Below are 15,644 nucleotides of genomic sequence, written 5' to 3' on the forward strand. Positions count from 1 at the left end.
GGGCCCTTGATCGATGAACGACTTAAATACGGATCCGCGCCTGAGCGTCGTGGTGCCCGTCAAGAACGAAGCCTTGAACATCCTGCCCCTCGTGGAGGAGATCGAACGCGCCTGCGCGCCCCTTTCTCCCTTCGAGGTAATCTACGTGGATGACGGCTCGACTGATGACACCGCCAGTCAGGTGCTGGCGGCTCGTGCCACGCGGCCCTGGCTGCGCCTCGTTCGCCACGAGGTCAGTTGCGGGCAGAGCGCCGCGGTACGCACCGGTGTCCATGCGGCGCGTGCGCCGATCATCGCGACGCTCGATGGGGACGGTCAGAACGATCCAGCCTTCATTCCCCAGATGACCTCCGTTCTTGAGGACACGACCGTCGGTCTCGTCGCCGGTCAGCGCGTCGGGCGCAAAGGCGCCGCCAAGCGCTGGCAGTCGCGAATTGCCAACAATGTGCGCGGTCGGGTTCTGAAGGATGGGACCCGTGATACCGGCTGCGGACTCAAGGTCTTTCGCCGGGACGTCTATCTGCGCCTGCCTTATTTCGATGCCCTCCACCGCTTCATGCCCGCGCTGGTAAAGCGGGAGGGCTTTTCTGTCGCCCATGTGGATGTGGTTGATCGGCCCCGTCATGCGGGCCAGTCCAATTATGGCCTCTTTGACCGCTTGTGGGTCGGTATCCTCGATCTCGTCGGCGTGTGGTGGCTGATCCGGCGCCGCCGCCGCGTGCCCGTTGCCCAGGAAATCCTCTGATGCTGATGCGCCTGTCTCACGATATCGGATTGTACTTCTACGATATCGTCATAGCCCGTTTCGACCTCTGGGCCGCCTTCGGCGTGCTCGCGCAGTTCGTCTTCGGCGCCCGGTTCATCGTGCAGTGGATCGCGAGCGAGAAGGCGGAAAAGAGCGTCATCCCGATGGGCTTCTGGTTTCTGTCCATCGCGGGCGGGTTGATGACGATGGTCTATGGATTCGCTCGGCGCGACATCGTCATCATCCTCCCTCAGACCCTGTCGATCTTCATCTACGTCCGTAACCTGATGCTGATCGCGAAAGACGCCCGGAAAAGGGCGGGTGAGGTCGAGCTGCCGACCTAATCCGTCTCCCGCAATCGGGCGAAGCCCGCATCGAGATCGCGCTTGAGATCCTCGAGATCCTCGAGGCCGATATGGAAACGCAGAGCATGGCCGCCCGGCTCCCATTTCGTCGCCGTGCGGTAGCTGGCGCAGTTGAATGGGATCACGAGGCTCTCGAATCCGCCCCAGGAATAGCCCATGCCGAAGAGGGCAAGCCCGTCGAGCATCGCCGCCAGCGCCTTGTCCGAGCGGGGCTTGAGGATGACGGAGAAGAGGCCGGACGAGCCCTTGAAATCTCGCTTCCAGATCTCATGACCCTGGTAGGTTTCGAGCGCCGGGTGCAGGACCTGTGCCACCTCGGGGCGTGCGGCGAGCCAATGGGCCATCTCGAGAGCTTGGCGTTCATGCTCGCGCAGACGAAGCGCCATCGTGCGAAGGCCGCGAAGCCCCAGGAACACATCCTCCGGCCCCGGGCACATGGCGAAGGCGTCGTAGGCCGCCCGCAGGTCCTTGAAGCAGCGTTCATTGGCCGAGACCATGCCGAGCAGAAGGTCCGAGCCGCCGCTGAGATACTTCGTGCCCGCCTCGATGGCGATATCGACGCCACGCTCATGGGGCGGGAAGAGCAGGGGAGTCGCCCAGGTATTGTCCATGAGAACGACAGCTCCGTGACGGTGCGCCACCTCGGCGATAGCGGGGATGTCCTGCATCTCGAAAGACTGGGAGCCGGGTGCTTCCGTAAAGACAGCTGCCGTGTTCGGGCGCATCAGGGCCTCGATTCCGGCTCCGATTGACGGATCGTAATAGGTGGTTTCCACACCAAATTTTTTGAGCATCCCGTTACAGAACTGCCGTGTCGGCAGATAGACGGAATCGGTGATCAGCAAGTGATCGCCGGCCTTGAGGCACGACATGAGGGCTACCGTAACGGCAGCAAGCCCCGATGGGGCGAGCACCGTGCCGGCCGCACCGGTAATCTCCGTCCAGGCCTTTTCGAGCGCCTCGGTGGTCGGAGTCCCCTTCGTTCCATAGGAATAGCGGCCCCGCCGATGCAACAGATCGTCGGTCGTAGGGTAGAGAACCGTGGAACCGCGGTAGATCGGCGTGTTAACGAAACCGTGCTGCTCAAAGGGCTCTCGGCCCGCATAAACGAGGCGGGTGCGTTCTGCGAGGTCGGCAGGCTTGGAAGGAAGTTTGGACATCGGCTCAAGGGCTTGCTGAAGGGGGCTTGATCTGAGGCCGAGCCCGGCTCGGCGTCAACCCTCTGAAGAAAAAGCGTTCCATCAAGACTTGACCAGTGATCAATCATGGAATGTGATGGATCCGATGCCGCCTCGATCGATGCGGCGTGGAACGGTCTGACCGTGGCTCGGCTGGGGGAACCAAAGAACAGGCGAGCCGAATGGAACTATTGGGAGAATATACCAGCATGAAAAAGGCTCTCATCTCGATTGCCTTCGGCCTGACGGCGAGCCTGCTCGCGACGGGTGCTTCCGCACAGGCAACCCTGAACAGCGTAAAGCAGAAGGGCTTCCTGACCTGCGGCTCGAACACCGGTCTCGCCGGCTTCGGCCTGCCGGATGCCCAGGGCAACTGGACGGGTCTCGACGTGGACCTCTGCCGCGCTATCGCCGCAGCGATCTTCGACGATCCGAGCAAGGTGCGCTACATCCCGCTCGCCGCTAAGGACCGCTTCACCGCGCTCCAATCGGGTGAAGTGGACGTGCTGTCCCGCAACTCGACCATGACGATGTCGCGCGATACTCAGCTCGGCCTCGACTTCCCGGCCATCAACTATTTCGACGGCCAGGGCTTCATGGTCCGAAAGAAGCTCGGCGTCTCCTCCGCCAAGGAGCTGAACGGCGCTTCGATCTGCACCCAGCAGGGTACCACCACCGAGCTTAACCTCGCCGACTACTTCCGAGCCAATAACATGAAGTACGAGGTTGTGGCTTTTGCGACCTCGGACGAGACCTTCAAGGCCTATGATGCCGGTCGCTGCGACGCGTTCACCACGGACGCTTCGGGCCTCTACGCCGAGCGTCTGCGCGCTTCGGCTCCGGACGATCATATTGTTCTGCCCGAGATCATCTCGAAGGAGCCTCTCGGCCCGGCAGTTCGTCACGGTGACAACCAGTGGGGCGATATCGTCCGCTGGACGCACAACGCCATGCTGAACGCTGAAGAACTCGGCGTGACCAAGGCGAACGTCGACCAGATGAAGGGCTCCGACAACCCGGAGATCAAGCGCCTCCTCGGCACCGAGGGCAAGTTCGGCGAGGCCGTCGGCCTGACCAACGACTGGGCCTACCGGATCATCAAGCACGTGGGCAACTACGGCGAAATCTTCGAGAAGAACGTCGGCGAAGGCTCCAAGCTGAAGATCAAGCGCGGTCAGAATGCGCTCTGGACGAAGGGCGGCCTGCAGTACGGCATGCCGATCCGCTAACCGGATCTTCTTGAGAGCGGGAGCGCCCGGAATCCGGACGCTCCCTAATAATAAGAAACTGCCGCTCGTTCATGGCAGCGATAATTGCATGAACACGGGGGAGGACGGCCAATTAAGCTTGCCGTCAGAGGATAGAGTTCAGTGCAGACCGTTGTCAGCCAGACATCGCCACCCAAGAAATCGTTTCTCTACGATCCGAAGGTCCGTGGCGTTTTTTATCAGGTCCTTCTCGTCGTCGTGGTCGGCTATCTATTCTGGATAGCGGCCACCAATGCCATCGAGAACCTGCAGCGGGCCAAGATCGCCTCCGGGTTCGGCTTCCTCAACAACACCGCCGGTTTCGATATCAGCCAGACGCTGGTCCAATTCAGCGCGGCCGGATCGACTTATGGCGACGCCTTCGTCGTCGGCCTGCTCAACACGCTGATCGTGTCAGCCATCGGCATTTTCTTCACCACGATTCTCGGCTTCCTGATCGGCATTGCTCGCCTGTCCCGGAACTGGATGGTGGCGAAGGTCGCCATGGTTTACGTGGAGACACTGCGCAACATCCCGCTGCTGGTGCAGCTGCTGTTCTGGTACATCGCGGTTCTCGGACCGCTGCCGCAGCCGCGCAATTCCATCGAGATGGGAGCCGGCTTCTTTCTGAACTCGCGCGGCCTGTTCATGGCGCGTCCGGTCTATACGGCGGATGTGTGGGTCATTCCGGCGGCGCTGGTGATCGGTCTCGTCGGCAGCTTCATTTATCGCCGTTGGGCCAAGGCACAGCAGGAGAGGACCGGGCATCAATCCCCCGTCGGTCTCGTGACCCTGGGGCTTGTCCTCGGCCTGCCGATCCTCGCCTGGATCGTGCTCGCGATCGCAGGCGTCAACCCGATCAGCTTCGAACTACCAAGGAAGGGGACCTTCAACCTGACGGGCGGCATGCAGATCCTGCCGGAATTCGTGGCGCTGCTGCTCGGCCTCACCACCTATACGGCGGCCTTTATCGCCGAGGTGGTGCGCGCCGGCATCCTAGCCGTCTCGAAGGGACAGACGGAGGCTGCGGGCTCGCTCGGCCTGAAGCCCGGACAGACACTGCGTCTGGTGGTCATCCCGCAGGCAATGCGCGTCATCATTCCGCCGCTGACGAGCCAATATCTCAATCTGACGAAGAACTCGTCGCTGGCGGTTGCAATCGGTTATCCCGATCTCGTCCAGGTGTTCATGGGCACCGTGCTCAACCAGACGGGGCAGGCTATCGAAGTCGTCGTCATCACCATGGCCGTGTATCTCACGATCAGCCTCGTGACCTCGGCTCTGATGAACATCTACAACCGCCGTGTGGCGATCGTCGAACGGTAAGGACATCCGATGAGCACGACCGTCGATATCCCTCGTTTCGTCCGCGCCAAGCAGGTGGAGGCACTGCCTCCGCCTAACCTCGCACGCGGTCCCATCGCCTGGGTCCGGGAGAACCTGTTCTCTGGCCCCTTCAATACCATCCTGACATTGGTGGTGTTCTACCTCCTCTATGTCAGCGTTCCGCCGCTGATGAAGTTCCTCTTCATCGATGCGGTCTGGAGCGGCGCCGACCGCGCTGCCTGCCGTGCCGACATGGGCGGCAGCGAGACAGGAGCCTGCTGGGCCTTCATTCGCGACAAGCTGAGTTACTTCACCTATGGCTCTTACACGGTGTCGGAGCGCTGGAGGGTCGACGTCTTCTTCGCACTGCTGGCCATCGGCGTAGGCTGGCTTCTGTGGCTGAAGGCTCCGCGGCGTGATCTAGGCGCAGTCTACTTCTTCTGGCTGTTCCCGGTTCTCTCCTACATCCTTCTGACCGGCGGCAATGCGGATTTCAGCGGCCGGTTCTGGATAGGCTTCCTGATCTTCGGAGCTCTGCTGATTGCACTCTTTGCCTTCGTGGCAGTGATCCTCAAGACGTCGCTCCGGCCTGCGCTCATTATCGCAGGCAGCATCGTCGGCGTGATCGGCATCACGCTTGCGCTGATGGATTTCGATTTCGGCCTGCGTCCCGTGCCGACAGCTCTTTGGGGCGGCATTCTCGTGACACTGCTGGTGGCGACCGTGGGCATCGTTTTCTCGCTGCCTTTCGGCATCCTGCTGGCGCTTGGACGCCGCTCGAAGCTGCCCATCGTGCGCATGGCTTCGGTGATCTTCATCGAGTTCGTGCGTGGCGTGCCGCTGATCACCGTGCTCATCATGGCCAACACCATGCTGCCGCTCTTCCTGCCGGGCGACATGACGGTGGACCGTCTGCTGCGTCCCCTTATCGGTACAGCGCTCTTCGCCTCCGCCTACATGGCCGAGGTGGTCCGCGGCGGCCTTCAGGCCATGCCGAAGGGCCAGTATGAGGGTGCAATGTCTTTGGGCCTCAACTATCCGCAGATGATGATCCTCATCATCCTGCCGCAGGCCCTGCGCATCGTGATCCCGGGCATCGTGAACACCTTCATCGGCCTGTTCAAGGACACGTCCCTTGTGGCGATCGTCGGCATCTTCGACGTGGTCAAGACGATCGAAGCCTCGCGCATCGATCCGAACTGGGCCGCGCCCACCATTGGTCTCACGGGCTACGCCTTTGCAGCTCTGTTCTATTTCATCTTCTGCTTCGGCATGTCGCGTTACTCGCTCGGTGTCGAGCGGCGCCTCGCAGCAGGTCAGAAACGGTAAATTTCATGGCAACGACAATGACATCCCAAACAGTTCAGACCTCCGCAATCGACCCGAAGGCCGAGGCCGCCGTGCAGATGATCGACGTGCACAAGTGGTACGGCGAGTTCCACGTGTTGCGTGACATCAACCTCAGTGTGCGCCGTAGTGAGCGCATCGTGATCTGCGGGCCTTCGGGCTCGGGCAAGTCCACGATGATCCGCTGCATCAATCGTCTGGAAGAGCACCAGAAGGGCCGTATCATTGTCGATGGCACCGAGCTGACGAACGACCTCAAGCGCATCGACGAGGTGCGCCGCGACGTCGGCATGGTGTTCCAGCACTTCAACCTCTTCCCGCACCTCACGATCCTCGAGAACTGCACGCTCGCGCCGATCTGGGTGAAGCAGATGCCCAAAAAGGACGCGGAAGAGATCGCCATGCACTACCTGAAGCGGGTGAAGATCCCCGAGCAGGCGAACAAGTATCCGGGCCAGCTCTCGGGCGGCCAGCAGCAACGTGTGGCGATTGCCCGCTCGCTCTGCATGAGCCCCAAGATCATGCTGTTCGATGAGCCCACCTCCGCGCTCGATCCCGAGATGGTGAAGGAGGTGCTCGACACCATGGTGGGCCTCGCGGAAGAGGGCATGACCATGCTCTGCGTCACCCATGAAATGGGCTTCGCCCGCCAGGTGGCCGACCGGGTGATCTTCATGGATTACGGGCAGATCGTCGAAATGAACACGCCCGATGAGTTCTTCAAGAACCCACAGCACGAGCGCACCAAGCTCTTCCTGTCCCAGATTCTGCACTAGGGCATCGGACCCGAAATTGGATTCCACTTTTGGGATCAATCCGATGCTTTCTTCTTTGATGAGCGCATCGGTGATAGCAGAAATTGGGTCCACTTTTCGCTGACGCGGCCCTCCGGGTCCGCACGATGCGCTAAGCGGATCCGTGAAAAGCAACGGGCCCCGGAATTTTCCGGGGCCCGTTGCTTTTGTTGTGCTCGGATATCAGTCTTTCCTCGCAGGTCCGGTTGCTAGCGGCAAATCCTCCCGCGCTCCCCATTCGGCCCAGGCGCCGTCATAGATCGCCTTTATCGGATGGCCTGCCGCCTCGATGGCGACGCCCACAATAGCCGCCGAGACGCCGGAGCCGCAGGTGGCGATCACCGGCTTTTCGGGATCGATGCCGGCCTCTTTCAAGGCCTGCTCGATTCCTGCCTTGCTCTTCAGCCTGCCGTTCTCGACGATTTGGCCGAAGGGCAGGTTAAGGCTACCCGGAATATGGCCTGAGCGAAGGCCCGGGCGGGGCTCGGGTGCTTCGCCGCGGAAACGGTCGGCCGGGCGTGCATCGACCACTTGCGCAGCGTGGGTCCGGAGAGCCTCCTGAACGGCAGAGGCATCCGCCACGGCAGCGGTGTTGAAGGAGGGCTTGAAGATCTTCGGTTCGCGTTTCCTCTCAGGCCCGGTCTCGATGGGGCGGCCTTCCGCCTTCCAGGCCGGGAAGCCGCCCTCGAGAATCGAGACATTGCGGGCGCCGAAGACCTGGAAGGTCCAGCGGACGCGCGGAGCGGAGAAAAGACCGGCGCCATCATAGACGACAATGGTCGTGTTCTCGTCGATGCCCATATCTCCGACTGTTTTCGCAAACATCTCCGGCGACGGCAACATGTGGGGCAGCGAGGACGAGGTGTCCTTGACCTTATCGATGTCGAACCGCAATGCGCCTGGGATGTGGCCCGCCAGGAACTCGGCGTCCGGGTCGCGGTTCTGCGTCGGCAGATACCAGGAGCCGTCGATGATCACGACATTCGGATCGTCCAGATGCTCCTGCAACCGTGCGGGTGAAACGAAGAGCTGGGACATGGTGATGCTCCTGATGATCAGCTTTTTGAAGAGATAGGGCCTTCAATCGACGAGGGACAGGCGAACGCGGCGGTTCTGCTTGCCCTTCTTTTCGATGTCGGTGATCACGGCTTGGCCGATCTCGCCGGTATGGCCCACATGGGTGCCGCCGCAGGGCTGAAGGTCTATGCCTTCGATCTCCACCAGGCGAACCCGGCCCGATCCGCGCGGCGGTTTCACCGACATGGTTTTCACAGCCCCGGATTGGCATCGAGTTCCTCATCGGTGATCCAGCGGTCGGTGACGGGTGCATCGCGTGCGATCAGCGCATTCAGCTTGTCGGTCAGGTCTGCCTTGTCGAGCCCAGCATCGGGAATGTCGAAATCGAGCCGTCCATCGCCATCGCCCACCGCGCCGCCGGTAACCGGGTAGGGCAGGACGACGCTCAGGAGATGAAGCGCGGTGTGGACGCGCATGCGCTTGAAGCGGCGCTCCCAGTCGAGCTGCAGCTCGATATTCTCGCCCGGAGCGAATCGGGCGGCTGCTTCCGGGCCGACAAGATGCACGATCTGCGAGCGGTCGGAGCCGTAAACCGTGTTCGCGACATCGACCTTCTCGCCATTTGGGCGCACGATCACACCGATATCGCCCGGCTGGCCGCCGCCTTGGGCGTAGAACACGGTGCGGTCGAGAATGACGCCGCCTTCGGGCGTCACACCGAGCACGGTCGCCGTACAGGAGCGGGCATAGGCATCATCGCGAAACAGAAGAGCAGTGGCTGTCATGGTCATTCCGAAGGAGGAGGGTGCAGGAGCATTCCTGCACGAGGAACTCTGATGCTGACGGCAACCGGCACAACGGGTCAAGCGGCCTCCCAGGATACGTCGATTATCGTCATGCCGGCTGAGAAGCAGGTGCGGGCGCAGTCTCTGAGGACGTGCCTGGACAATTGAGACCTCTAATCGCCTCGGCAGATGTGGATAAGTGTGCAGAAACTGGCGGCTGAATCCGCACGTGATCATTCGGTCAAAACTTCTCCACCCATCATGCGCGTGCTCAGGGCGCTTTGGGACAAGATGTCAGGCTGCATGCCAGGCCTGACACTCTCATCGAATTCGCGGCCCGGCCTGGAATCGGGCTCGTCCTCCCGGTTAGGCACGATTCGGAAAGAACTGCCGGTAGCTCTTGGCGGCCACCGACGGTGAGCGGGGTCTGAAGGATGCTGTCCCAGTTGATTCTCAGGCAATGCTTAGGCCCGGAGGCGCTTCTCCCGTGTCTCAGGAGGCGGAAAGAAGAAAAAATACGAGGGCACCCAAATCCGCATCTACTCGTCAGGGGCGCACAGGAGCAGGCTGTTGCCGCGCTTCAGAGCTGCGCTGAATGAAGCAGCTCTACAAGGGAAAAGAGGCCTGGATTTCAGGGAATTTGGGAAAGTTGGCTCCGGCGGTAGGATTCGAACCTACGACCAACGGATTAACAGTCCGCTGCGCTACCGCTGCGCCACGCCGGAATAAGCCATACCTTCAGGAGACTTTCGCCTCTTCTCGCCGGGGCTGCCGGAGCAGCTCTCGTCGGCGACGGTGCGTGGCATATAACACGAGTTTGGCGGGGTGCAAGCCCCTTTCGTGAGCTATCTCACAAAACGGGCTGTTGCTCTTTGGAAGGACGCTTGCTATGAGGCTCCCGCCGCGTTCGCGGTACGCCCCGGATGGCCTCGTGGCGGAGTGGTTACGCAGAGGACTGCAAATCCTTGCACCCCGGTTCGATTCCGGGCGAGGCCTCCAAATCGAATTTCTGAGGCAATCTCCATGGTGGATTTCACGCAAGCGCGCCGGATGATGGTTGATAGCCAGCTGCGCACTTTCGACGTGAACGAGATTCCATTGCTCGATGCCATGGGCAACGTTCCGCGCGAGAAGTTCGTGCTCCCTGGTCGTGAGGAGCTTGCCTATATCGATCAGGACATTCTGGTCAGCGACAGCGCCACCCGGCGCTACATGCTCTCTCCCATGAACCTTGGCCGTATGATCCAGGCTCTTGGCGTCGAGGCGGGCGAGAAGGCGCTCGATGTGGCCTGCGGTCGTGGCTATGCCGCCGCCGTGTTTGACAAGCTCGGCGCTCAGGTGACGGCTCTGGAATCGGACGAGACTCTCGCCGATGCGGCCAGGAAGAGTCTTGCGGCGGCCGGAGCGGGCGGGGTCGAGGTTGTGATTGGCCCGCTCGACCGGGGCTATGTCAAGAATGCTCCCTACGATCTCATTCTCATCAACGGCGCCGTCGATCTGCGTCCCGAAGCGCTTCTCCAGCAGCTGGCCGAGGGTGGCCGGCTGGTCTGCGTGAAGGGTCGCGGCCGCGCGGCCCGTGCAACCCTCTATGTCCGTTCGGGCGATGCTTTCGGCGAGCGCTCCCTCTTCGACGCTGCGGCTCCCGTTCTGGCGCCCTTCGTCCAAGAACCCGGCTTCACGTTCTAAATCCTTGCTAAACTCCTAATTCTGCTCGCGAATAGTGTCGCTTTTTTGCGCCACCCCCACACTAAAATTCATCACGGTGAAGGGGGGCTGTTGCCGACTCAAACCGCATAGTTATTGTTGCGCTTTGAATGATCCGAGTTTTGTGAATCGGTTTCGACCCCGATTGAGCGTAGTGAAATCGTTAGGCAGGTGGGCGTGAACGGGAAGCAATCCAGCAACAAGTTTCGTATGCTCCTTGGAGTCATGGCCTCCGCATTCGTGCTGGTGGGGGTGAACGGTGTTTCGGCCGAGACGCTGGAAAGCGCCTTGGCCAAGGCCTATGGCAACAACCCGAACCTGAACGCCCAGCGCGCCGGCGTTCGTGCTTCTGACGAAGACGTTGCTCAGGCCAAGTCCGGGTATCGTCCGCGGATCAATGCCAATGCGGAGATCTCGCGCACCTACTCGCAATATGACTCAAGGACGCCGCGCACGATCTTTGGCGGCGGTGAGCAAACTGAGTGGCTGACGCCCCGAGGATACGGAGTTGAACTCACCCAGCCGATCTTCGACGGTTTTCAGACCGACAACAGGGTTCGGCAGGCGGAATCAGGCGTTCTCCGCTCGCGAGAGGACCTGACCAACGTCGAGCAGAACATGCTGTTCAGTAGCGCTAGCGCCTACATGAACGTGCTTCGCGACACTGCCATTCTCGACCTCCAGCGGAACAACGTCGAGGTGATCGACGAGCAGCTGCGTCAGACTCGGGACCGCTTCAACGTCGGTGAAGTCACTCGTACGGACGTGGCCCAGGCCGAGTCCCGTCTGGCCGCCGCGCGATCCCAGGCAAGCGCGGCCGAGGCCAATTTGCGGACCAGCATCGCGCAGTATCGCCAGTTTATCGGTGTCGAGCCGCAGCAGCTGGCGCCTGGACGTCCGCTCGACAAGCTGACGCCCCGTACTGTGGATGCGGCTCTCAAAATCGCACTTGGAGAGCATCCAGCCATCAAAGCTGCCCAGCATGCCGTCGATGCCGCCGAGCTTGCCGTGAAGGTTGCTCAAGGTGCACTCGCTCCGCAACTTGGGGTTACGGCTTCCGTCAACCAATCCTATGACGTACAAACGTCTGGCGACGAGAGACTGGCCGCCGCCGTTGGGGCGAGGCTGACCGTTCCGATCTATGAAGGTGGGCAGGTCTACGCCGAGGTCCGGCAGGCGAAGGAGCAGGCCGGTCAGGCTCAGCTCCAGGCGGATTGGGTTCGCGATCAGGTGCGCGCCGCAGTCTTGTCGTCCTGGGGTGATCTTGAGGCTGCTCGCGCACAGATCCAGGCTGCCCAGGCCCAGATCGATGCGGCCGAAACGGCACTCAGCGGTGTGCGCGAGGAGGCCCGAGTCGGCCAGCGCACCACGCTCGACGTGCTGAACGCTCAGCAGGAACTCCTCACGGCCCGCGTGAATCTGATTCAGGCGCAGCGTGATCGGGTGGTGGCCTCCTACCAGCTGGTTCAGTCGATGGGGCGCCTCACCTCCCGCGCTCTGGGGCTCGCCGTGAATCACTACAGCCCCAAGATTCACTACGACCAAGTCAAAGATCTTTGGATCGGCACGACCACGCCTGATGGTCGTTGATAAGTATCGGGGCCGGGGCTATTTAGTTCTGGCCCCGCTTGTTTTCTGCAAGCTTGCGTAAAATACTTAAAAACATTCTCAAGAATGAGATTCTAAAACTCTATTTTATTGGGTGGGGCTATGGGTTCGATGAACCTGAAGGTCAATGAACCATCGATGGAAGATATTTTAGCTTCCATCCGTCGCATTATTTCAGACGATCATGAGCCGGCGCCTGAGCCGACCTTCCGGGAACCGGAAACGACTCCCCTGAAGACCGTCCTCGATATCACCGAGCAGCATGTGACTCCTGGGCTTTATCCTCAGCCTCTGCCTTCTACCGCCGAGGAGCGGCCTTTCATCCAGGACGGTTCGTTCCAGGAGGTGCGCCCCATCGCCCGTCTCGTGGAGAACGACGAGGCGGAAAGGCCGGTTCATCCGGCGGCTGTGGCAGTGGCGCAGGCTCCTCAGGCTCTCGTGCCGCCCTGCGAGCGGAACCCCGGCGAAGCCCTCCTGTCCCAGATGACGGAAGCCTCCGTTTCCGAGGCCTTCGGGCGGCTGAGTGCGGTTCGTGCGCAGAGCCAGCCTCAGACGGTCGAGGGCCTGATGAAGGAGATGCTGCGGCCTATGCTCAAGGCATGGCTCGACGAGAATCTCCCCACCCTCGTGGAGCGGCTGGTGAAGGCCGAAATCGAGCGCGTGACTCGCGGATAAACCCCAAGTTTCCCGTCCATCGGTTGACTTCGTCCCATCCGTCCGGTTTGTAGCCGTCTTGCTCGCGCGTTTGGCGCGCCAACTGGCCGGTATCGCATCATGATGGACAAGACGTTCGACCCTGCTTCCGTCGAAGCACGCATCGCCACCCGCTGGGAGGAGGCCGAGGCCTTCAAGGCTGGACGGCCCGATCGTAAGGGCGCGGACCCCTATACCATCGTCATTCCGCCGCCCAACGTGACGGGCTCGCTCCATATGGGGCATGCTCTCAACAACACGATTCAGGATATTCTCTGCCGTTTCGAGCGCATGCGCGGCAAGGACGTGCTCTGGCAGCCGGGCACCGACCATGCGGGCATCGCCACCCAGATGGTGGTCGAGCGCAAGCTGATGGAGAAGCAGATTCATCGGCGCGAGCTCGGCCGTGAGGAATTTGTCAAACGCGTGTGGGAGTGGAAGGAGGAGTCCGGCGGTACTATCGTGCGTCAGCTCAAGCGCCTCGGCGCCTCCTGCGACTGGTCGCGCGAGCGCTTCACCATGGACGAGGGCCTGTCCAAGGCCGTGCTAAAGGTTTTCGTGGACCTTTATCGGCAGGGCTTGATCTACAAGGACAAGCGCCTCGTGAATTGGGACCCCAAGTTCCAGACCGCGATCTCCGATCTCGAGGTGGTCCAGGTCGAGGTGAAGGGCAATCTCTGGCACATCCGTTACGCCATTGAGGGCATGCCCGACCGTTCCATCACGGTTGCAACGACCCGTCCCGAGACGATGCTGGGCGACGTGGCGGTTGCCGTGCATCCAGATGACGAGCGCTACAAGGATCTCGTCGGCAAGTTCGCGATCCTGCCGCTGGTGGGCCGCCGCATACCGATCGTCGCCGACGAATATTCCGACCCTGAGAAGGGCACGGGCGCGGTGAAGATTACGCCTGCGCACGACTTCAACGATTTCGAAGTCGGCAAGCGCCACAAGCTGCCGCTCATCAACATCTTCGGCACGGAAGCGCAGCTGGCGCTCTCCGGCAATGAGGGCTTCCTAGAAGGCCTTCAGCAGACCGACGGCCTCAAGGCCGTGATGGCGCTCGACGGTCTCGACCGCTTTGAGGCGAGAAAGCGCATCGTCGCGATGCTCGAGGAGCGCGAGGTTCTCGTCCAGATTGAGCCGAATACCCATGTGGTTCCGCATGGCGACCGTTCGAACGTGGTCATTGAGCCTTATCTCACCGATCAGTGGTACGTGAACGTGAAACCGCTGGCGGATCGTGCGCTCGATGCCGTGCGCAAGGGCCAGACCAAATTCGTGCCGGAAAACTGGGAAAAGACCTACTTCCAATGGCTCGAAAACATCGAACCATGGTGCATCTCGCGCCAGCTCTGGTGGGGTCATCAGATCCCGGCCTGGTACGACGATCAGGGCAACGTGTTCGTCGCGCATTCTGAGGAGGATGCGAAGGCCGAAGCGCGCGCCAAACATGGCAAGGACGTGGCGTTGAAGCGCGACGAAGACGTGCTCGACACCTGGTTCTCCTCCGCGCTCTGGCCGTTCTCCACGCTGGGCTGGCCGGACGAGACGCCAGAACTCAAGCGCTATTATCCGACCAATACGCTGGTCACGGGCTTCGACATCATCTTCTTCTGGGTCGCCCGCATGATGATGATGGGCCTGCACTTCATGGACGAAGTGCCTTTCGATACCGTCTACATCCACGCCCTCGTCCGCGATGAGAAGGGCGCGAAGATGTCGAAGTCGAAAGGCAACGTCATCGATCCGCTCGACGTGATCGAGCAATATGGAGCTGATGCGCTGCGCATGACGCTCACCTCGATGGCCGCGCAGGGGCGCGACATCAAGCTGTCGGTTCAGCGCGTCGAGAACTACCGCAACTTCGCGACGAAGATCTGGAACGCGGCTCGCTTCGCCGAGATGAACGAATGCAAGCGCGTCGCAGGCTTCGATCCGAAGTTGGTGACAGAGACGCTCAACAAGTGGGCGCTCAGCGAGTGCGCTAAAGCTATCAACGAAGTTGCGGCCGGGATCCAGGCCTACAAGTTCAATGAGGCGGCAGGTGCGGCCTATCGCTTCGTGTGGAACGTGTTCTGCGACTGGACGCTGGAGCTCGCCAAGCCCGTGCTGCAGGGTGTGGATTCGCCTGCGAAGGACGAGACCCGGGCCACCATCGCGTTCATCCTCGATGAGATCTGCAAGCTCCTGCATCCGATCATGCCTTTCCTCACGGAAGAGCTGTGGGAGGTGAAGGGGCAGGAGGGTCCGAAGCGCGAGGCGATCCTGGCGCTGGCGCCCTGGTCCAACCTCGATCACCTCATCGACCCGCAGGCCGAGGCCGAGATCGGCTGGGTGGTGGACCTCGTCACCGAGATCCGCTCCGCCCGTTCCGAGACGAACGTGCCTGCCGGGGCGCAGATCCCGCTCGTGCTCGTCGCGTCCTCCGCTGACGTAAAGGCTCGTGCGGATCGCTGGGGAGATATCGTGAAGCGCCTCGCGCGCATCTCCGAGATCTCCTTCGCCGATGCTGCGCCGAAGAGCTCGATCCAGCTTCTCATCCGCGGTGAAGTGGCGGCCCTGCCGCTCGAAGGCGTGATCGATCTCGATGCCGAGCGCGCACGTCTCGCCAAGGAAATCCAGAAGCTCGACGTGGAAATCGGCAAGATCGATGCCAAGCTCGGGAACGCGGATTTCATCAAGCGCGCACCGGAAGAGGTCGTCGAGGAGCAGCGCGAGCGCCGCGAGGAGGCTCTCGCCCGCAAGACGAAGATGGGAGAGGCGCTCTCCCGCCTCAAGGATGCGTAAAACGTCTCTCGTCGTCATGGCCGGGCTTGTCCCGGCCATTTTCAT

12 protein-coding genes, 2 tRNA genes and 1 pseudogene are annotated in these 15,644 nt (G+C 61.3%); 11 read left to right on the forward strand and 4 right to left on the reverse strand.

Annotated elements, in window-relative coordinates; genetic code table 11:
* Positions 1-13: 13 nt before the first annotated feature.
* Together ACUXUR_RS00980 and ACUXUR_RS00985 are read left to right on the forward strand one after the other, a co-directional pair.
* Positions 14-745, forward strand: coding sequence for a glycosyltransferase family 2 protein (locus ACUXUR_RS00980; RefSeq protein ID WP_445500456.1), 732 nt, complete (start codon positions 14-16; stop codon positions 743-745).
* Positions 745-1,089 carry a lipid-A-disaccharide synthase N-terminal domain-containing protein gene (locus ACUXUR_RS00985; protein ID WP_445500458.1) on the forward strand — a complete coding sequence of 115 codons (345 nt, stop codon included), beginning with the start codon at positions 745-747 and terminating at the stop codon, positions 1,087-1,089. Before ACUXUR_RS00980 ends, ACUXUR_RS00985 begins: the two co-directional genes overlap by 1 nt.
* Here the strand turns inward: ACUXUR_RS00985 and metC are convergent.
* Positions 1,086-2,270: a cystathionine beta-lyase gene (gene metC, locus ACUXUR_RS00990; protein ID WP_445500460.1), complete on the reverse strand. Its 1,185-nt coding sequence runs from the start codon at positions 2,268-2,270 to the stop codon at positions 1,086-1,088. The genes ACUXUR_RS00985 and metC overlap by 4 nt on opposite strands.
* Positions 2,271-2,497: 227 nt before the next feature.
* On the opposite strand from metC, the gene ACUXUR_RS00995 reads away from it, so the two are divergent.
* The 4 genes from ACUXUR_RS00995 to ACUXUR_RS01010 all read left to right on the forward strand — a co-directional run bounded on the left by ACUXUR_RS00995 (position 2,498) and on the right by ACUXUR_RS01010 (position 6,984).
* Positions 2,498-3,517, forward strand: a complete 1,020-nt coding sequence (locus ACUXUR_RS00995) for an amino acid ABC transporter substrate-binding protein (RefSeq protein ID WP_445500462.1) — start codon at positions 2,498-2,500, stop codon at positions 3,515-3,517.
* Positions 3,518-3,658: 141 nt separating this feature from the next.
* Positions 3,659-4,861 (forward strand): amino acid ABC transporter permease, encoded by a 1,203-nt coding sequence (locus ACUXUR_RS01000; RefSeq protein WP_445500464.1) that lies wholly within the window; start codon positions 3,659-3,661, stop codon positions 4,859-4,861.
* A 9-nt stretch (positions 4,862-4,870) separates the two neighbouring features.
* The gene (locus ACUXUR_RS01005; RefSeq protein ID WP_445500466.1) at positions 4,871-6,190 is read left to right on the forward strand and encodes an amino acid ABC transporter permease; all 1,320 of its coding nucleotides are present in this window, start codon (positions 4,871-4,873) and stop codon (positions 6,188-6,190) included.
* Between the two features lie 77 nt (positions 6,191-6,267).
* Entirely contained in the window at positions 6,268-6,984 is a 717-nt protein-coding gene (locus ACUXUR_RS01010; protein ID WP_445500863.1) for an amino acid ABC transporter ATP-binding protein, read from the forward strand.
* Between the two features lie 201 nt (positions 6,985-7,185).
* On the opposite strand, the gene sseA is transcribed toward ACUXUR_RS01010, so the two are convergent.
* The 3 genes and pseudogenes from sseA to ACUXUR_RS01025 form a co-directional block, all read right to left on the reverse strand.
* Positions 7,186-8,040 (reverse strand): 3-mercaptopyruvate sulfurtransferase, encoded by an 855-nt coding sequence (gene sseA / locus ACUXUR_RS01015; protein ID WP_445500468.1) that lies wholly within the window; start codon positions 8,038-8,040, stop codon positions 7,186-7,188.
* Between the two features lie 42 nt (positions 8,041-8,082).
* Positions 8,083-8,804: pseudogene (locus ACUXUR_RS01020) on the reverse strand (alanyl-tRNA editing protein).
* Between the two features lie 650 nt (positions 8,805-9,454).
* Positions 9,455-9,529, reverse strand: a tRNA-Asn gene (locus ACUXUR_RS01025).
* Positions 9,530-9,729: 200 nt separating this feature from the next.
* On the opposite strand from ACUXUR_RS01025, the gene ACUXUR_RS01030 reads away from it, so the two are divergent.
* The 5 genes from ACUXUR_RS01030 to ACUXUR_RS01050 all read left to right on the forward strand — a co-directional run bounded on the left by ACUXUR_RS01030 (position 9,730) and on the right by ACUXUR_RS01050 (position 15,599).
* Positions 9,730-9,803 (forward strand) — tRNA-Cys (locus ACUXUR_RS01030).
* 24 nt (positions 9,804-9,827) lie between these two features.
* Positions 9,828-10,490 carry a protein-L-isoaspartate O-methyltransferase family protein gene (locus ACUXUR_RS01035; RefSeq protein WP_445500470.1) on the forward strand — a complete coding sequence of 221 codons (663 nt, stop codon included), beginning with the start codon at positions 9,828-9,830 and terminating at the stop codon, positions 10,488-10,490.
* 243 nt (positions 10,491-10,733) lie between these two features.
* Positions 10,734-12,098, forward strand: a complete 1,365-nt coding sequence (locus ACUXUR_RS01040; RefSeq protein WP_445500472.1) for a TolC family outer membrane protein — start codon at positions 10,734-10,736, stop codon at positions 12,096-12,098.
* Between the two features lie 156 nt (positions 12,099-12,254).
* The gene (locus ACUXUR_RS01045; protein ID WP_445500474.1) at positions 12,255-12,791 is read left to right on the forward strand and encodes a PopZ family protein; all 537 of its coding nucleotides are present in this window, start codon (positions 12,255-12,257) and stop codon (positions 12,789-12,791) included.
* A gap of 99 nt (positions 12,792-12,890) precedes the next feature.
* Positions 12,891-15,599 carry a valine--tRNA ligase gene (locus ACUXUR_RS01050; RefSeq protein WP_445500475.1) on the forward strand — a complete coding sequence of 903 codons (2,709 nt, stop codon included), beginning with the start codon at positions 12,891-12,893 and terminating at the stop codon, positions 15,597-15,599.
* The last annotated feature ends 45 nt before the right edge of the window (positions 15,600-15,644 follow it).

The organism is Microvirga medicaginis, assembly GCF_052658925.1.